The organism is Embleya sp. NPDC127516 (assembly GCF_044765325.1).
In the GTDB taxonomy this organism is placed as follows: domain Bacteria; phylum Actinomycetota; class Actinomycetes; order Streptomycetales; family Streptomycetaceae; genus Embleya.
In genome coordinates this window covers 20,525-37,753 of sequence record NZ_JBIWJT010000008.1, presented here as the reverse complement: position 1 = coordinate 37,753, position 17,229 = coordinate 20,525, and the positions used below count along the sequence as shown (strand labels likewise).

Annotated in this window: 13 protein-coding genes and 1 pseudogene; 11 read left to right on the top strand and 3 right to left on the bottom strand. The window is 72.0% G+C overall.

The annotated features are described in order from the left end of the window. Window positions 1–69 precede the first annotated feature (69 nt). The 6 genes from ACIRL2_RS17105 to ACIRL2_RS17080 all read left to right on the top strand — a co-directional run bounded on the left by ACIRL2_RS17105 (window position 70) and on the right by ACIRL2_RS17080 (window position 7,875). Window positions 70–1,038, top strand: coding sequence for an ABC transporter permease (locus ACIRL2_RS17105; RefSeq protein WP_402232871.1), 969 nt, complete (start codon window positions 70–72; stop codon window positions 1,036–1,038). Continuing rightward, a complete protein-coding gene (locus ACIRL2_RS17100; protein WP_402232868.1) occupies window positions 1,035–2,903 on the top strand; it encodes an ATP-binding cassette domain-containing protein in 1,869 nt (622 codons plus the stop codon). Before ACIRL2_RS17105 ends, ACIRL2_RS17100 begins: the two co-directional genes overlap by 4 nt. Then, window positions 2,900–3,943, top strand: a complete 1,044-nt coding sequence (locus ACIRL2_RS17095; protein ID WP_402232865.1) for an ABC transporter ATP-binding protein — start codon at window positions 2,900–2,902, stop codon at window positions 3,941–3,943. Before ACIRL2_RS17100 ends, ACIRL2_RS17095 begins: the two co-directional genes overlap by 4 nt. Window positions 3,944–4,159: 216 nt before the next feature. Beyond that, complete coding sequence (locus ACIRL2_RS17090) at window positions 4,160–4,642, top strand: (2Fe-2S)-binding protein (RefSeq protein ID WP_402232863.1); 483 nt, start codon at window positions 4,160–4,162, stop codon at window positions 4,640–4,642. A 6-nt stretch (window positions 4,643–4,648) separates the two neighbouring features. Further along, window positions 4,649–5,689 (top strand): FAD binding domain-containing protein, encoded by a 1,041-nt coding sequence (locus tag ACIRL2_RS17085; RefSeq protein WP_395864008.1) that lies wholly within the window; start codon window positions 4,649–4,651, stop codon window positions 5,687–5,689. Continuing rightward, window positions 5,686–7,875 (top strand): xanthine dehydrogenase family protein molybdopterin-binding subunit, encoded by a 2,190-nt coding sequence (locus ACIRL2_RS17080; RefSeq protein WP_402232860.1) that lies wholly within the window; start codon window positions 5,686–5,688, stop codon window positions 7,873–7,875. Before ACIRL2_RS17085 ends, ACIRL2_RS17080 begins: the two co-directional genes overlap by 4 nt. A 33-nt stretch (window positions 7,876–7,908) precedes the next feature. Here the strand turns inward: ACIRL2_RS17080 and ACIRL2_RS17075 are convergent, their stop codons facing one another. Then, complete coding sequence (locus ACIRL2_RS17075) at window positions 7,909–9,618, bottom strand: ATP-binding protein (protein ID WP_402232857.1); 1,710 nt, start codon at window positions 9,616–9,618, stop codon at window positions 7,909–7,911. Between the two features lie 214 nt (window positions 9,619–9,832). Further along, window positions 9,833–10,273: pseudogene (locus ACIRL2_RS17070) on the bottom strand (C-terminal helicase domain-containing protein); the annotation flags it as partial. Between the two features lie 600 nt (window positions 10,274–10,873). On the opposite strand from ACIRL2_RS17070, the gene ACIRL2_RS17065 reads away from it, so the two are divergent. The 4 genes from ACIRL2_RS17065 to ACIRL2_RS17050 all read left to right on the top strand — a co-directional run bounded on the left by ACIRL2_RS17065 (window position 10,874) and on the right by ACIRL2_RS17050 (window position 14,948). After that, on the top strand, window positions 10,874–12,649 hold the full coding sequence (locus tag ACIRL2_RS17065; protein WP_402232854.1) for an alpha-glucosidase: 1,776 nt from the start codon (window positions 10,874–10,876) through the stop codon (window positions 12,647–12,649). A 29-nt stretch (window positions 12,650–12,678) separates the two neighbouring features. Continuing rightward, the gene (locus ACIRL2_RS17060) at window positions 12,679–13,200 is read left to right on the top strand and encodes a DUF4232 domain-containing protein (RefSeq protein WP_395864014.1); all 522 of its coding nucleotides are present in this window, start codon (window positions 12,679–12,681) and stop codon (window positions 13,198–13,200) included. A gap of 137 nt (window positions 13,201–13,337) precedes the next feature. Next, on the top strand, window positions 13,338–14,522 hold the full coding sequence (locus ACIRL2_RS17055; protein WP_395864016.1) for a N(5)-(carboxyethyl)ornithine synthase: 1,185 nt from the start codon (window positions 13,338–13,340) through the stop codon (window positions 14,520–14,522). 69 nt (window positions 14,523–14,591) lie between these two features. Next, window positions 14,592–14,948 (top strand): hypothetical protein, encoded by a 357-nt coding sequence (locus ACIRL2_RS17050; RefSeq protein ID WP_395864018.1) that lies wholly within the window; start codon window positions 14,592–14,594, stop codon window positions 14,946–14,948. Between the two features lie 69 nt (window positions 14,949–15,017). Here ACIRL2_RS17050 and ACIRL2_RS17045 read toward each other — a convergent pair whose 3' ends face one another. After that, on the bottom strand, window positions 15,018–15,488 hold the full coding sequence (locus tag ACIRL2_RS17045; RefSeq protein ID WP_402232849.1) for a hypothetical protein: 471 nt from the start codon (window positions 15,486–15,488) through the stop codon (window positions 15,018–15,020). A gap of 468 nt (window positions 15,489–15,956) precedes the next feature. Here ACIRL2_RS17045 and ACIRL2_RS17040 point away from each other — a divergent pair, with 468 nt between their 5' ends. Next, a complete protein-coding gene (locus tag ACIRL2_RS17040; protein ID WP_402232846.1) occupies window positions 15,957–16,862 on the top strand; it encodes a Gfo/Idh/MocA family protein in 906 nt (301 codons plus the stop codon). Window positions 16,863–17,229 lie beyond the last annotated feature (367 nt).

Genomic DNA, 17,229 nt, shown 5'->3' with positions numbered 1-17,229 from the left:
AAGGCCGTTGCGGCAGCCGGAGCGGGCCGGTCGGGTTCGGCCGCACCGGAGGCCCCCGCGGAGCCCGGCATGACGGTGTTCGTCGTGCGCCGGCTGGGACTGCTCGTGTTGTCCCTGCTCGGTGCGAGCGTACTGACCTTCGCGCTGCTTCGGCTGCTGCCCGGTGATGCCGCCACCTCGGTCGGCGGCATCACCGCGGACTCCGCCCAACTGCGGGCGATCCGGCACGACCTGGGCCTGGACCGGCCGTTGCTCGTCCAATACTGGACGTGGTTGATCGACGTGCCGACCGGCGACCTGGGTCGCTCGCAGCTCAACGGTTCGTCGGTGACCGCCGAACTGGGCGAGAAGCTCCGGGTGACCGGTCCGCTGGTCATCGGCGCGCTGGTGCTCGCGCTGGTCTTCGCGGTGCCGCTGGGGATGCTCGCGGCGGTGCGTCGTGAACGCCGCGACGGCACCGCCATCAGCGTGGTGAGCCAACTGGGGATCGCGCTGCCGACGTTGTGGGTGGGCCTGGTGCTGATCCTGCTGTTCGCCGTGCAGACCCCGCTGTTGCCCGCGCAGGGCTTCCCGGTCGACGGCTGGGCGGACCCGGGCGAGGCGAGTCGCAGCCTGGTGTTGCCCACCCTGACCCTGGCCCTGTCCGAGGGCGCGGTACTGCTGCGGTTCGTCCGCTCGGCCACCCTCGATGTGCTGCACCGCGACTACCTGCGAACCGCGCGCGCGGCGGGCCGCACCCGGACCGGCGCACTGCTGCGACACGGCGTGCGCAACGCGGCCGGCCCGGTGTTGTCCATGCTCGGTGTGCAGGTCGCCGCGCTCCTGGTGGGTGCCATCGTGGTGGAGAAGGTCTTCACCCTGCCCGGCGTCGGTTCGATGCTGGTCGCCGACGTGGGCAACCGTGATCTGGTCAAGGTGCAGGGCGAGGTGATGCTGCTGGTCGCGATCGTGCTGTTCGTGGGCTTCCTGGTGGACGTCGCGCAACGACTGATCGACCCGCGCCTGGCGGACGTTCGCACCCGGGAGGTGCCCGCGTGAGGAACTCGAACGCGCCCGAGAGCGTTTCGGTCGGGGCCGACCAGGGCGCGGCGATTGCCGAGAAGGGCGCGGCCACCGCCGCGAACGTCCCGGCGGGCCGTACCGTCCTGCGTGCGCTGCTGCGCGACCGCAACGGCGTGATCGGCGGCACGCTGGTCGCGATACTGGTCGCCTCGGTGTTGTTGTCGCTGATCTGGACCCCGTACGACCCCACTGCCGTCGACCCGAACGCGCCCTGGCTGCTGCCGTTTCGGGACGGCCACGTGCTCGGCACCGACATGCTCGGCCGCGACCAGTTCAGCCTGATCCTGGTCGGCTCCCGGGAGACTTTGCTGATCGCCCTCGCGTCGGCGGGCATCGCCGCCGCGCTCGGCGTGCCGCTCGCGTTGGCCGCGGCGCTCGGACCACGGAGGTTCGCGGCCGGCGTGGTGCAACTGATCGACATCGCCATCGCGTTCCCGGCGTTGCTCACCGCGATGATCCTGGCCGCGGTGTTCGGCGGTTCGGTGTGGACCGCGTCCGGTGCGCTCGGCGTCGCGTTCGGGGTGCACCTGGCCCGGATCGCGCGTGCCGAGATCGAGCGGGTACACGGCACCGACTACGTGCTCGCGGCGACCGCGAGCGGATCGAGCACATGGCGCACCGTCCGCCGACACATCCTGCCGAACATCGCCCCCACCCTGCTGGTGCAGCTCTCCCTGGTGATGGCCGTGGCGTCGCTGACCGAGGCCGCGCTGTCCTACCTCGGCTACGGCAGCCCCGCGCCCGCCGTGTCCTGGGGCCGGGTCCTGCACGACCAGCAGCCCTACATCTCCGCCCGACCGCTGCTCGTGATCTGGCCGGGGCTGGCCGTCGCACTGTCCGTCCTGGGCTTCAACCTGCTCGGCGACGCGATCCGCGACGCGAGCGATCCACGCCTGCGACACCGTGCCCCGAAGGTCGGGGCCGACGCACTCTCCGAGGCCGAAGTCCAGGTGCCGGTCCCACCGTTGGCCACCGAGGGCGCGCTGCTTGAGGTCTCCGGCCTGACCATCCGGATCGGCGGGCGTACCGTGGTGGACGGCGTCGACCTGACCCTGGCGCCCGGCGAACGACTGGGTCTGATCGGTGAGTCCGGCTCCGGCAAGTCGCTCACCGCGCTGGCCGTGCTGGGCCTGCTGCCCGAAGGTGCCGAGGTCACCGGCAGCATCCGCCTCGACGGCGTGGAACTGCTCGGCAGACGCGAGCGCGAACTCGCGCGCATCCGCGGGGATCGGGTCGCGATGGTGTTCCAGGAGCCGCTCACCGCGCTCGACCCGACCATGCGGATCGGCCGACAGATCGCCGAACCACTGCGCCTGCACCGGGGCATGAAGCGCCGTCAGGCCGACCTCGCGGCGATCGAACTGGCCGAGCGGGTGGGTCTGCCGGATCCGGCCGAGCTGGTCCGGGCCTGGCCGCACCAACTCTCCGGCGGCCAGCGTCAACGGGTGGGCATCGCGATCGCGCTCGCGTGCCGACCCGCGCTGCTGATCGCGGACGAGCCGACCACCGCGCTGGACGTCACCGTGCAGCGGGAGATCCTCGCGCTACTCGACGCGTTGGCCCGCGAGCAGGGCACCGCGCTGCTGTTCATCACGCACGACCTCGCGGTGGTGTCCCGGGTCAGCGACCGGATCGCGGTGCTGCGGACCGGTCGGGTGATCGAACACGGACCCCTGGAGCGCATCCTGTACGACCCCGACGCGCCCTACACCCGCAGGCTGCTGGCCGCCGCGCGGGCGACCGCGTTCGACGCCGGCGCGTTCGAGGCGGCGGACCCCGAGCCGGCGGACCCCGAGGCGGACGTCCGTACCGCGACCGAGCCCGTGGAGGCACCACTGTGACCGCGACCGCGCCCGCCGTACTGCTGCGCGCCGAGGGACTGACCCGGACGTATCGCCTGCCGCGCCGATCGTTGTGGGGCCCGGCCGGGCAGCGGTACGCGCTGCGCGGCGTCGACCTGGAACTGGCCGAGGGCGGCTCGCTGGGCGTGGTCGGCGAATCCGGCGCGGGCAAGTCCACCCTGATCCGACTGCTGCTCGGGCTCGACCGCCCGGACGGGGGAACGATCCACTATCGCGACCGCGAGGTACGGCCCGGACCGGCGCGCTCGCTGACCTGGTTCCGGCGCGAGGTACAGATCGTTCTCCAGGACCCGATGAGCTCGCTCGACCCGCGCTCGCGGGTGCGCGACATCGTGGCCGAGCCACTGGAATGCCTGGGCGTCGAGGGCGACCACGACGCTCGGGTGGACGAGGTCCTGACGTCCGTCGGGTTGGATCCGGCCATGCGTACCCGCCATCCCCACGAATTCTCCGGCGGCCAGCGCCAACGCATCGCGATCGCCCGCGCGCTCGCACCGCACCCCCGCGTCCTGGTCGCCGACGAGCCGGTGAGCGCACTCGACGTCTCCGTCCGCGCCCAGATCCTGGACCTGCTCCGCGACCTCACCTCTCGACTCGGATTGTCCCTGATCCTGGTCTCCCACGACCTCGGCGTAGTCCAACACCTGTGCGACCACGTCCTGGTCCTCAAATCAGGCCACCCCGTCGAATCAGGCCCCACCCCCCAAGTCCTCGGCCACCCGACCCACCCCTACACCCAATCCCTCCTGGCCGCGATCCCCACCCTCCCGCCCCCACCCCCAACCCCCACCCACGAGGACGCCCCCACCCACGAAGGCGTCCTCACCAACGCCGGCGCCCCCACCAACGCCGTCGTCCCCACGGACACCTGCGTGCCAACCGACAAGGACGTCCCATCGGACAAGAGCGTCCCCACCGACGAGGGCGTCCCCACCGATGCCGGCGTCCTGACCAACCCCAGCGTCCCGAGTGAACCCGCCGCACCACACTCAGCCCGGCCGGCGTTTGAGGCCAAGTAGCCGGGCCGGCGCTTGAGGCCACCTCGGCCGAAGGCCGGGTAACTCCAGCCGGGCCGGCGTTCGAGGCCAACCTCAGCCGGGCCGGCGTTCGAGGCCAACCTCAGCCCGGCCGGCGTATGAGGCCACCCCAACCGACCCGTGTATCACGCACCAAGGGGGGTACCAGCCCAGATCCCGGGCCGGGCGAACACGGCCCGAGAGCCCCCCGGAGGGACCATGCCACTCGAGCCCCCCGCCGACGAAGTCGAGCTCCACGTCAACGGCGAAGCCCGACGGCTCCGCGTCGACCCCCGCGTCACGCTCTTGGACGCGCTACGCGACGGGCTGGGGCTGACCGGCCCCAAGAAAGGCTGCGATCTGGGCCAATGCGGCGCCTGCACCGTGCTCCTCGACGGCCGCCGCGTCACCTCGTGCCTGACCTTCGCCCTCATGCACGACGGCCGCGAGGTGACCACGATCGAGGGCCTGGACGGCGACCCCGAAGGGGAGTTGCACCCGGTGCAACAGGCGTTCGTGGACCACGACGCGTTCCAGTGCGGCTTCTGCACACCCGGCCAGATCATGTCGGCGGTAGCCCTCCTCGCCGAGGGCCACGCCGGCGACGACGACCAGGTCCGCGAATGGATGAGCGGCAACCTGTGTCGCTGCGCCGCGTACCCCAACATCGTCGCGGCGATCGCCGCCTCGGCCGGGCGGTAGGCCGCGATGCGCCCCTTCACCTACACCCGTCCGGCCGAACCCGCGCGGGCCTGGACCGAGCTCGGCCCGGACGCGATGTACATCGCCGGCGGCACCAACCTCGTCGACCTGATGAAGTGCGGTGTCGCCACACCCACCCGCCTCGTCGACATCGGCCGGCTGCCGCTCACCGATCTGACGCCGGACCCGGCCGGCGAGACGATTCGGATCGGCGCCCTGGTCCCGAACAGCGACCTCGCCGCCCACCCGGTGGTGCGCGAGCGGTTGCCGGTGTTGTCCGAGGCCCTGCTGGCCGGCGCGTCCCCACAACTGCGCAACCTGGCGACGCTCGGCGGCAATCTGCTCCAGCGCACCCGCTGCGGATACTTCCGCGACCCGGCGATGTCGTGCAACAGGCGCGAACCCGGCTCCGGATGCGCCGCATTGGACGGCGACCACCGGGGCCACGCGGTCCTGGGCACCAGCGAGCACTGCATCGCCACGCATCCCTCCGACCTCGCGGTCGCGCTGCTGGCGCTGGAGGCCCGGGTGTCGATCGACGGGCCGAACGGCCCGCGCGTCGAGCCGATCGAGACGTTCCATCTGCCGCCGGGGGACACCCCGCACCGGGAGACCACGCTGACCCACGGCGAGTTGATCACCGGGGTCGAGGTGCCGACGACCGCGCTCGGCGCCCATTCGCACTACCTCAAGGTGCGTGAGCGGGCCTCGTTCGCGTTCGCGATGTGTTCGGCCGCGGTCGCACTGGAGGTACGCGAGGGGATCGTCCGGGACGCCCGGATCGCGCTCGGCGGCGTGGCGACCACACCGTGGCGGGCACGTTCGGCCGAGGCCGCGCTGATCGGCGCACCGCCGAGCAGCGCCGCGTTCGCCCACGCGGGTGATGCCGCCGCCGAGGGGGCCGTGCCGCGCCGGGACAACGCGTACAAGGTCGAACTGATCCGCCGGGTGGTCGCCCGCGCCCTGAGCACCCTGGCCGCCCCGAGCATCCTGGCCGCCCCGAGCAGCCCGGAAGACCCGAGCAGCCCGGAAGGGGATCCCGCATGAGCCCGGAAACGCCCTGGATCGGCGCCGCCGAACCGCGCGTGGACGGCCCGGTCAAGGTCACCGGCACCGCGATCTACACCGGCGACGTGGCACTGCCCGACCTCGCGCACGCGGTGCTGGTGCAGAGCACGATCGCCAAGGGAAGGATCACCGGAACCGACATCGCCGCCGCCGAGACCGCGCCCGGCGTACTGGCGGTGTACATCTCCGACGGGTCGTTGGGCATCGGCCCGGTCGCGTCGTTCTACTCGGCCGACAACGGCCCGATGGGCGACGGCCGCACACCGCTGTCCGACCCGTTGATCCACCACCACGGGCAGCACATCGCGATGGTGGTGGCGGAGACCCTCGAACAGGCGGTGGCCGGCGCGGAGTCGATCCGCACGCGGTACCGCCACGAATCGCCGCTGGTGCGGATCGAGGATGCCATCGCGCAGACCCCGCCGGGCCGCGAGGACATCGTCCGGGGCGACCTGGCAACCGGTCTCGCGGTGGCCGATGTGACGGTGGAGGCGTACTACGAGACACCGCCGCAGCACATGAACCCGATGGAGCCGTGCGCGACCACCGCGCGCTGGTCGGGCGATCGGCTCACCGTGTACGACTCGACGCAGTATGTGGGCGGGGTGCGGGTCGCGCTGGCTGCCGCGTTCGGGCTGCCGGTGGACAAGGTCCGGGTGTTGTCCGGCTTCGTCGGCGGCGGCTTCGGCAGCAAGGGCACGGTCTGGCCGCACGTGCTGCTGGCCGCGGCGGCGGCGCGCCGGGTGGGCCGGCCGGTCCGGCTCGTGCTGACCCGCCCGCAGATGTTCACCTCGTGCGGCACCCGGCCGGCGACCCGGCAGCGGATCGTGCTGGGCGCGCACCGGGACGGCCGACTGACCGCGATCGCACACGACGGCACCACCGCCACCTCGCCCGGCGAGAACGTGGTCGAGTCGACCGGCGGGATCACCTCGACCCTGTACGCGTGCCCGAACGTCGCCATCCGGCAGCGGATCGTACGGCTGGACATGCAGCCGCCCACCTTCCAACGTGGTCCCGGGCGGGCCCCCGGATCCTTCGCGCTGGAATCCGCGCTCGACGAGTTGGCCCACGAACTGGGCATGGACCCGCTGGAGTTGCGGTTGCGCAATCATGCCGACACCGACCCGTCGTCGGGTCGGCCGTGGTCGAGCAAGCACCTTCGGGAGTGCTACCGCGTGGGCGCCGAGCGGTTCGGCTGGGATCCGGACGACCGTACACCCGGCACCCGCCGCGAGGGCGACGTGCTGATCGGCACCGGGATGGCGACCGCGGCCCACGAGATGGACCCGGGAGCGGCCGCCGCCCATGCCGAACTGCGGGTCGACGGTTCGGCGGTGATCGGTGTCGCGTCGCACGACATCGGCACCGGGACGTACACGGTGTTCGGGCAGATCGCCGCAGACGTGCTCGGCCTCGCGCCGGACCGGATCATCGTCCGCCTCGGCGACACCGACCTGCCTCAGGCGCCGCCGTCGATCGGCTCGCAGACCGTCGCCTACGTGGGCCCGGCGATCCGGCGGGCGTGCGAGGCGGTCCGCGACGATCTGCTCGCGGCGGCCGTCGCCGATTCGGAATCGCCGCTGTACCAAAAGGAGATCGGCGCGATCGAGTTCGGTGCCGATGTGTTCGCGAGCGAGTTGGCACGGATCGGGGTGCCCTCGTTGTCGGCGGTTGGCCACCACCATCCCGACGCGAACTCGCCGTACGCGGTGCAGTCGTTCGGCGCGCACTTCGCCGAGGTCGCGGTGGACTCGCTGACCGGTACGGTCCGGGTCCGGCGGATGGTCGGCGCGTTCGACATCGGCCGGGTGGTCAATCCGCGTACCGCGCGCAGTCAACTGCTGGGCGGGATGACCTTCGGGCTGGCGCAGGCCCTGATGGAGGCGACCACGATCGACCCGCGCCGGGGGCAGGTGGTCGAACCGCACCTGGCCGGCTACCACCTGCCGGTCAACGCCGATGTCGGCACGCTGGACGTGCTCTTCGTCGGCGACGCGGACCCGCACCTCAGCGACCTCGGCGCGCGGGGCGCGGGCGAGATCGGCGTGATCGGCGCAGCGGCGGCGATCGCGAACGCGGTGTTCCACGCGACCGGCGTGCGGGTGCGTACGCTGCCGATCACGCCGGATCGGGTGGTGGCGGGCTCGGGCGCCGGGTGGTAGCGGGCAAGCCGGCGGCGACGTGCCGGGCGCCGCCTATGCGTTCCGCGCTCTCCCGTTCGGACCCTGCCCATGCGGATTCTTCTCGGCCGGAGTCTCCTTGGCCGGAGTCTCCTCGGTCGGGGTCTTGGCAGTCGGGGTCTTCTCGGTCGGCGACCCCGTGGGCGGTGTCGCTGCGGGTGGTTCCGTCATGGGGAGGGTGAAGGTGATCCGGGTTCCGGTGGTGTGTTCGGGGTCCAGCGCGATCGTGCCGCCGTGGAACTCGACGATGCGCTTGCACATGGCCAGGCCCATGCCGTTGCCCGGATACGCCTCACGGGTGTTCAGGCGCTGGAAGATCACGAAGATCCGGTCGGCCTGGGCCGGATCGATGCCGATGCCGTCGTCGGTCACCGAGATCCGCCACATTCCGTCCATCGGCTCCGCGCGTACCGCGACGTGCACCGGCCGGTCCGGTTCGCGGAACTTCACCGCGTTGGCGATCAGGTTCTGGAACACCACGGACAGTTGGGTGCGATCACCACGCACGGTGGGCAGCGGGTCGTGGTCGACCTCGGCGTCCGCCTCGCGGATCGCGATGTCGAGGTCGCCGACCACCGTCTCGAACACCGCGTTCAGGTCCACCGAAGACTCGTTCGCGGGCCTCCGGCCGATCCGGGAGAAGGCGAGCAGGTCGTCGATCAGAGCCTGCATCCGGACCGCGCCGTCCACCGCGAAGGCGATGTACCGGTCGGCGCGCTCGTCCAGTCGACCCTGGTACCGCTTTTCCAGGAGTCGGCAGAAGCTCGCCACCTTGCGCAGCGGTTCCTGGAGGTCGTGCGAGGCGGCGTAGGCGAACTGTTCCAGGTCCGAGTTCGAACGGCGCAACTCGGTGGCCTGCTGGGCCAGGCGACGGCGGGCGTGGTCGGAGAAGGCCAGTTCGTCGGCGAGCCGGCGGCGCATCGCCTCCATCGCGTCGGCCAGGGTACGCAGATCGGCCGGTCCGGTGGGGGTGATCTCGTGCCCGAACTCGCCCCGGGCCACCGCGTCCGCGTCCGCCACCAGTCGGCCCACCGGGAGCGTGACACCGCGACGCAGCCCCGCGAACACCATGACCGCGCCCGCCGCGATCACCAGCGCGATCGCGCTGAACACCCACGTACGCAGGTCGCGGACGTCCTGGAGGTCGGCCCGGGCCAGGTCGCGCTGCCGCTGGAGGCGCTCCCGCTGCTCGCGCGTGGCCGCGCGCAGCGCCGGGTAGGGCGCCGGGTCGGCGACGGCCGCGCGTACCTCCGCCGGCGGCGCGGTCCCGGGGGCGACGCTCAGGGCCGGGCGGATCACCCGGTCCTCCCACGCCCGGGCGCGCTCCAGCACCAGTCGCAGGCGATTCGTCGCGGCCGGGTCGCCGCGCAACAACTCGTGTAGTACCGCCACTTGTTCGCGCTCGACCTCGTGGCTCGCCGAGTACACCTCCAGGAGCGGCGCGTTCCCGGTCAGGACGTAGTCCCGGACCGAGGCGTCCTGGTCGGCGTAGGCGGTCTCCAGCCGCACCGCCGCGATCAGTGCCGGTGAGCTGTGGTCGACCAGATGCCCGTTGACCGAGGTCGAACGTGCGAACACCCAGGCGCCGAGCAGCGCGAGCAGGGTCAGCACCACCAGCGTCGCGGACACGCCCACGAGCAGCCAGCGCCGGGTGTCCCAGTCGTGCCGCCGTGCGCGGGTCGTCGACAGCCGCGATCGTGGGCCGGCCTCGTCGTGTCGCTCCACCGCACCGTCCCCATTGTTCGATCGTCGTGAACCCGCCGCCGGTGCCGGCGAGCGGCCGGACCGGGTACGAGGACCGGTATCTGCCCGGAACGATGATCTTTGCACCCGATCGGAACGGTGGATCGCGCGTTCACGCTGCGCACGCCGCGGGGCTGGAGGTCCTGGCCGAGGCGGGCACCATCGTTTTCCGGGGCGGGCCGACCCGACCGCGCGCTCAGCCCGCGGAGCCGGCCGCCCCCGCCGACGCGGCCCAGCGGCGCTGCTCGTCCTCGACGATCCGCCGGGCCATCGACACGTCCACCGCGTCCGGGGTGGACTCTGCCACGTCGCTGCGCCGGGCGAAGGTGTCGAACAACCGCGACTTGTCGGCCGGGATGTTCAGCATCCGCTGATCGACGCTGTCCGGAGACAGCAGGCGATGCACCTGCACGGTGCGCACCTGGCCCATTCGGTTCACCCGCGCCTCGGCCTGATGCTCCATGGTGGGCTTGATCTGCGGTTCGCAGATCACCACGACCGAGGCCGCCTGCATGTTCAACCCGGTCCCGCCGGCCTGGATCTGCGCGAGCAACACCGCGTGCCCGGACACCGCCGAGAAGGCGTCGACCATCTCCTGCCGCCGGGCGGCCGGCACCGCGCCGTCGATCGGGCCGAACCGACGCAGTCTCCTCGACCGCGCGGGCGATCTGCCGCGCGGCGGCCACCGCCTGCGCCACGGTCTGCTCGCCCACCCCCGGCACCCGGCGCAGGGCGTATGGCTGCGCGTCGTGCACACTGCCCACCGACGTGTACCCGGCCTCCTCCAACGCACCGAGCCGCAACCGCCCGCCGGTCGCCTCGCGCAACTGGGCGATCGGGATCTCGCGCAGGGCCTCGGCCACCAGTCCGGCCTGGAGCGGCCACAGCGCGGCACGTACCGCGTTGAGCGCGCCGGCGTGATCCGCGGCGACCGCGCGTGCGGCCGTGTGCAGTTGCTCGGCCGCCGCGAGGACGGGCAGCGCCCGTCCGCCGACGGCCGGATCGACGGGCTCGGGTCCGATCGCCGCCATCGCGTCCCCCGCTCGTGCCGTTGTGTGCGATGCGGGGAATCCTCCCATGCGGAATGTCGGGTGAGGGACGGGTTCGGGGCGTATGCGGGACGGGCGGTGGCCGCGTGCCCGACCGGTGAAGTGGGGCCCGGTGGGGCAGGACAGACACGGTGGCTTCGGCGGGATCCGCCGGGGTGTGGTCGACGCGGAGGGGACGGGTTCGAGGGATGGCACTCGACGGTTTGCGGGATGCGCACGACGCCTGGTGGAAGTCCGCGGTGGTGTACCAGATCTATCCGCGCAGCTTCGCCGACTCCAACGGCGACGGCATCGGGGACCTGGCCGGGATCACCGCGCGGCTCGACTATCTGAGGGAACTGGGCGTCGACGTGTTGTGGTTGTCGCCGGTCTACCCGTCGCCGCAGGACGACAACGGCTACGACATCAGCGACTACCGGGATATCGAACCGTTGTTCGGCACTCTGGCCGACTTCGACCGGTTGCTCGCGTCGGTGCACGAGCGCGGGATGCGGTTGGTGATGGACCTCGTGGTCAACCACACCTCCGACGAGCACCCGTGGTTCCGCGAGTCGCGCGAGGGGCCGAACAGCGCCAAGCGGGACTGGTATTGGTGGCGGCCGGCGCGAAAAGGCGGGGACGCGACGGGGGAGGGGGCGGGTTCGGAGTCGGCGGGCTTGGTGTCGGCGGGTTCGGTGTCGGCGGGTTCGGAGTCGGCGGCGCCGAACAACTGGGGGTCGTTCTTCTCCGGGTCGGCCTGGCAACACGACGTCGCGAGCGGCGAGTACTACCTGCACCTGTTCTCCCCCAAGCAGCCCGACCTCAACTGGGAGAACCCGCAGGTCCGGCAGGCCGTGTACGCGCTGATGCGGTGGTGGTTGGACCGCAGCGTCGACGGTTTCCGGATGGACGTGATCAACCTGATCTCGAAGGACCCCGACCTCCCGGACGGCGCGCTGCACGGCGACGGCCTCTACGGCGACGGCTCGCCGTACTACATCTGCGGTCCTCGGGTACACGAGTACCTCCAGGAGATGCACCGCGAGGTCTTCGCCGGGCGGCCCGAACGGCTGCTCACCGTGGGCGAGATGCCCGGCGTCACGCTGGAGCACGCCCGCCTGTTCACGGATCCGGCGCGCGGCGAGGTGGACATGGTCTTCCAGTTCGAACACGTGGGGCTGGACTTCGGCCGCAGCAAGTTCGACGTGCGGCCGCTGCGACTGACCGACCTCAAGGCCTCGCTCGGCCGCTGGCAGAGCGGCCTCGCCGAGGTCGGCTGGAACAGCCTGTACTGGAACAACCACGACCAGCCGCGGATCGTCTCGCGATTCGGCGACGACGGGCCCGAGCATCGGGTGCGCTCGGCGACCATGCTGGGCACCGTGCTGCACCTGCACCGGGGCACGCCCTACGTCTACCAGGGCGAGGAACTGGGCATGACCAACGCGCCGTTCGCCTCGATCGAGGACGTGCACGACATCGAGGCGCGGGGCCACTACGCGCAGGCCGTCCGGGCGGGCGAGGACCCGGCGCGGGTTCTGGACGGGCTGCGCGCGCGGGGCCGGGACAACGCGCGTACGCCGATGCAGTGGGACGCGTCCGAGCACGCCGGATTCACCACCGGCATACCGTGGTTGCCGGTCAACCCCAACCACACCACGATCAACGCGGCGGCGGCGGTCGCCGATCCGGAGTCGGTGTACCACCACTACCGCCGGTTGATCGCCCTCAGGCACAGCGAACCGGCGGTCGTACACGGCGACTTCACGATGCTGCTTGCCGACGACGAGCGGCTGTACGCGTTCACCCGCCGGTATCGCGACACCACGCTCCTGGTGCTCGCCAATTTCACCGGCGAGGCGGTTCCGGTGCCGGCCGACCTGGCGGCGGAATGGGCGGACGTGCCGCTCGTGCTCGGGAACGCGGGGCCGATCGACGCGACGGTGCTTCGACCGTGGGAGGCGCGCGTACATCGGCGCGTGTAGCCAACCGCAGCGGTGGATACAGAGAGTGCATGAAGACTATTGCATCGGTTACCACACTTGCCCTGGCGTCGTCCGTCCTGGTCGCCGGCGCGGCCTCGACCGCAGGCGCCGGGGGGAGCGCCGCCGCTCGTGCGCGCGCGTGCGCCGAGGACTCGCTCGTCTACGACGCGCGTGCCCTGCCGCCGATCGCGAGCAGTGTCGTACTCGTCACGGTCACCAACGTCGGCGGCTCGGCCTGCACGATCGACCGCTTCCCGACGGTGACCTTCGCCGGCCTGGACGGCTCGGCGCGGCCGGTTCCGCCGGTGTCGAGCGGGGAGCGGCGGCTCGACGCCGACGGGCGGTTGTACGCGGCCCTGCGCACCGACGACCGCGGCGGCTCGGCGCGCTACGTGCCGAGCCTGACCGTCTCGGCCGATCCTGCGTACGTCGGCAGCACCTTCACCGCGAGCGAGATCGGCGCTCCCGCACCCGGGATCGCGGTCTCCGACCCGATCACCACGCTGTGGCAGGACAGCGCGGACGAGGCGGTGAACGCGCTGCCCAACTGAACGCGGGGAGCGGGGTGCGGGGTCCCGGGCCCCGGGCGTGGGGTGCGGGGCGGGCCGCGCGGGGCGGGGCGCGCGGCCCGGCTGGGGCCCGGGGGCCGGCTTCAGGGCGGATACTTGGGGTCTACCTAAGGAATCTCATGATTCGCAGGACCCGCATGACCATCGGCATTCTCGGCTCCTCGCTCAAGGAGAACGAGCACCGGCTCCCGGTTCACCCGCTGCACGTCGAGCGGATCGCGCCGGACGTGCGCGAGAACCTGTTCCTGGAGGAGGGGTACGGCGAGCGCTTCGGCGTCGCGGACGGCGAACTGGTTCGGCACGTGGCCGGTCTGCTGCCGCGTAAGCGGCTGCTCGCGGAGAGCGACGTGGTGTTGTTGCCGAAGCCGACCCACGAGGATGTCGCCGCGTTGCGCGACGGCCAGGTGCTGTGGGGTTGGCCGCACTGTGTGCAGGATCCGACGATCACCCAGTTGGGGATCGATCGCCGGCTGACGATGATCGCGTGGGAGGAGATGAATCACTGGACCGCGGCAGGCGCGTTCAGCGTTCATGTGTTTCATAAGAACAACGAACTGGCGGGCTACTGCTCGGTGTTGCATGCGCTTGCGCTTGGTGGCGCGACCGGCAGCTATGGTCGCCGGATGCGTGCGGCGGTGCTCAGCTTCGGCGCGACCGCGCGTGGCGCGGTGATAGCCCTGGAGGCGATGGGTGTTTCGGACGTGACGGTGTTGACGGCGCGGGACGCGGTGGCGGTCGCGTCGCCGATGCCCTCGGTCGTGATGGGCCACTTCCAGTCGGGTGAGGACGACCCGTCGCGGTTGGACGCGCTCACCGAGGACGGGCCGGTGCCGCTGGGTGCCCACCTCGCCGGCTACGACATCGTGGTCAACTGCATCCGGCAGGACACCGACGCGCCCTTGACGTTCGTACTGAACCGGGATCTGCCGGCGTATCGGCCGGGTTCGTTCTTCATCGATGTCTCGTGTGACGACGGGATGGGCTTCGAATGGGCCCGCCCGACCACCTTCGAGGAACCGATGTTCACGGTCGGGGACAACTGCCACTACTACGCGGTCGACCACAGCCCGTCCTACCTGTGGGACTCCGCGACGTGGGAGATCAGTGAGGCACTCGTCCCCTATCTCGGCACGGTGATGGACGGCCCGGCCGCGTGGGACGCGGACCCGACGATCGCGAAGGCGATCGAGATCCGCGACGGCGTGATCCGGAACCCGAAGATCCTCAGCTTCCAGGGCCGTTCCGCCTCGTACCCGCACCTCGCGGGGACGGGGACGGGCGCGACTGCGGCGGCGAACGGGTAGTCGGGAGGGTAAGGGGCGCGGATGCGGGTTCGAGTGCTGCGATGTGCGGATGCCGAGCCGAGACGGGTCGTGTTCACGTCCGAGATCGGCGACGGGATCGGTTATTGGAACGTCGGGCCGTGCTTTCCGCAGCAACTCCCGATACAGGGGGAGTGGTACGACGTCGAGGTCGATGCGCCGGAGGACGTCGTGGACTGGACGCGCGTGCCGGTGGGGGTGCCCACCGGGTTCTCGCCCGTGCGGGACGGGATGGCGGTCTCCGGCGCGCTGGAGCGGGTCGGTGGGTCTGATCCGCGCGAGGTCGTGATGCGGCTGGGCCTCGGGATCATCACGATCGACGTGGCCCGAGGGGTCGAGGACCTGTCGGTGGGCGACGTGATCCGCTTCGAGACGCCCTGGCTCGAACTTTGGCCGTACGTGTTGTGAGCACACTCGGCGAAGGCCCTCGTACCCGCTCGGGTACGAGGGCCTTCGCCGGGCCGTGCTGCTGCTCGTCTACTTGTTGTCGTTCCAGTTGGGGCCGTGGGAGCCGCCGGGGCCGGTGCGGCTACGGGGGTGGTCGGCGGGATCGGCGGACCAGGTGGCTGTGGTTTGGTCGGCTGCCCGGGGTTCGTGGCCGGTGTGCTCGGCATGGGCTTCGGCCTGCGCGGCGCGCTCACGGGCCTGGGCGGCTTCCTCGCGGGCGGCGGCGGATTGGCGTTCGAGGGTGGCGCGATCGAGGGCGCGCCGCTCGCGGTTGCGGCGAGCCCGGCTCATTCGCGCCTTGCCGCCCATCATGAGCAGGCCGACGCAAAAGATCAGGCCGAGCGCCAAGCCGGTGCAGAAGATCGCCAACGAGTTGAGCGTGACCATGTCGGTGTCGAAGATACTCACCGTGTACTCGGGCCCACCCGACGTGTTGTAGGCGATCAGCAGAGCCGCGAACGCTCCGGCGCACGCGGCGAGCAGCAGTCCCAGAAGGAACATGGCTTCATCCTTGTCCAGAGGCGGATGATCGTCCCCCGCAGAAAACGCCTACCCGCTCGACCCCACCTCACACGAATACGGGGACGGGGACGGGGGCGATGCCGCGGGGGCGCGGGGTGTGGGGTGTGGGGAGCGGCGAGATGGGGACATGGCCGTGCGGTGCGTGGTGGCGTGGGGGCGCGGCCGAGCGGTGGCGCGGTGGACCGGGGGTGCGTGGATTCCCCCAGGGTTTGCGCGAGCGGTCGGTGCCCTGACGGTCCCGAGCCCGGACACTCAGTTGGCGCGGGGCGCGGGGCGCGGGGCGCGGGGCGCGGGGCGCGGGATGCGGGTTGTGGGCTGGGGGCTGGGGTGAGGGCGTCGGGGTGAGGCGCGAGGGCGGAGGGGTGGGTGGTGGGAGGTGGTGGGGGTGTTCGGGGGCGGGGCTAGGGTCGGTTGGTCTGGTTGTTGCCTGAAGGGAATGTCCGCGTCATGCGCCTCGCCTTTGCCGGATTCGCGCACAGCCATCCGTTCACGGACGCGGGCGTGGCCCGGGAGTTGGGCGTTCGGCTGATCGACGGGTGGGACGCCGGCGAGCCGGAGCGGTTCGCGGCCTTTCGGGAGCGGCACGAGTGCGAGTCGGCCGGGTCGCTCGCGGAACTGCTCGCGCGCCGGCCGGACGCCGTCGTGGTGACCGTACGGCCGGCGTTGATCGCGGACACCGTGGCCCGGATTCTGCGGGCCGGCGTGCCGTGCTTCGTGAACAAGCCGGCCGCGTCCTCGGCCGCCGCGCTCGTCGAGTTGGATCGGGCCGTGGCGGGCCACGAGGAGCGCTTCCTGACCACATCCGTGCTGCGCTTCGCGCCGGCTGTGGTCGAGTTGGCCGAGCGTACGGCGGGCCGCCGGATCCTGAGCGCCCGCGCGCTGGTCCGGCACGACATCGCGGGCTTCCTGACGCCCGAGCGCGCCTGGCAGGACGACCCGGCCGAGGGCGGCGGCACTCTCATCTCCCTCGGCCTGCACGGCGCCGAACTCCTGGACGCCGCGGCCGGCCCGGGAGCGCGCGTGCTCGCCGCGACCCGCTCGGTCCTGGTACACCCGACCACCCGCTCGGAGGACGTCGGCGCGATCCTGCTCGGCTGGCCCGACGGCCGCGTGGGCACGATCGAGGTCGCCGGTGTGGGCGGCGACGAGGTGTACGAGGTGGCCGTACAAACCGAGGACGGCGTCGAAATCGCGCGCCTCGGCGGCACCGACTGGCAGGAAGCCCTCGGCTACCGAGCCACGATGCGCACCGTACTCGCGATGGCCGCCGGTGCCCCGTCCCCCATCCCCTGGCACCGCACCCGAGCAGTCCTCACCTGCGCCACAACCGCCGCCACCCTCGCCCGCCCCTGACCCACCCCCGCCGGCTACGAGGCCGAGACCGCCGGCCCCACCGTCGGCACGCTGCGGGCCCAACCCGAAACCCGCAGGACACCACCGGGCCTCGCCCACGCCGCCCCCGCCCACGGGAGCCCGCCGCGCCGGCGTCGCGCAGGCCGTTCGCCAGGGCCGGCCCCGCCGATGCGGCCCGTCCGGGCCGGTTCGCCCGCGCCGGCCTCGCCCGGGGCCGGTTCGCCGGGGCCGGGCCCATTCGCACCGGCTCACGCACAGTCTGCCCATGTCGGCTTGCTCGCGCCGGTCCCGCTTGTGTCGGTTCGCCGGGGCCGGGCCCATTCACGCCGGCCACCTACGCCGGCCCGGCCCGCGCGGGTCACCCGGG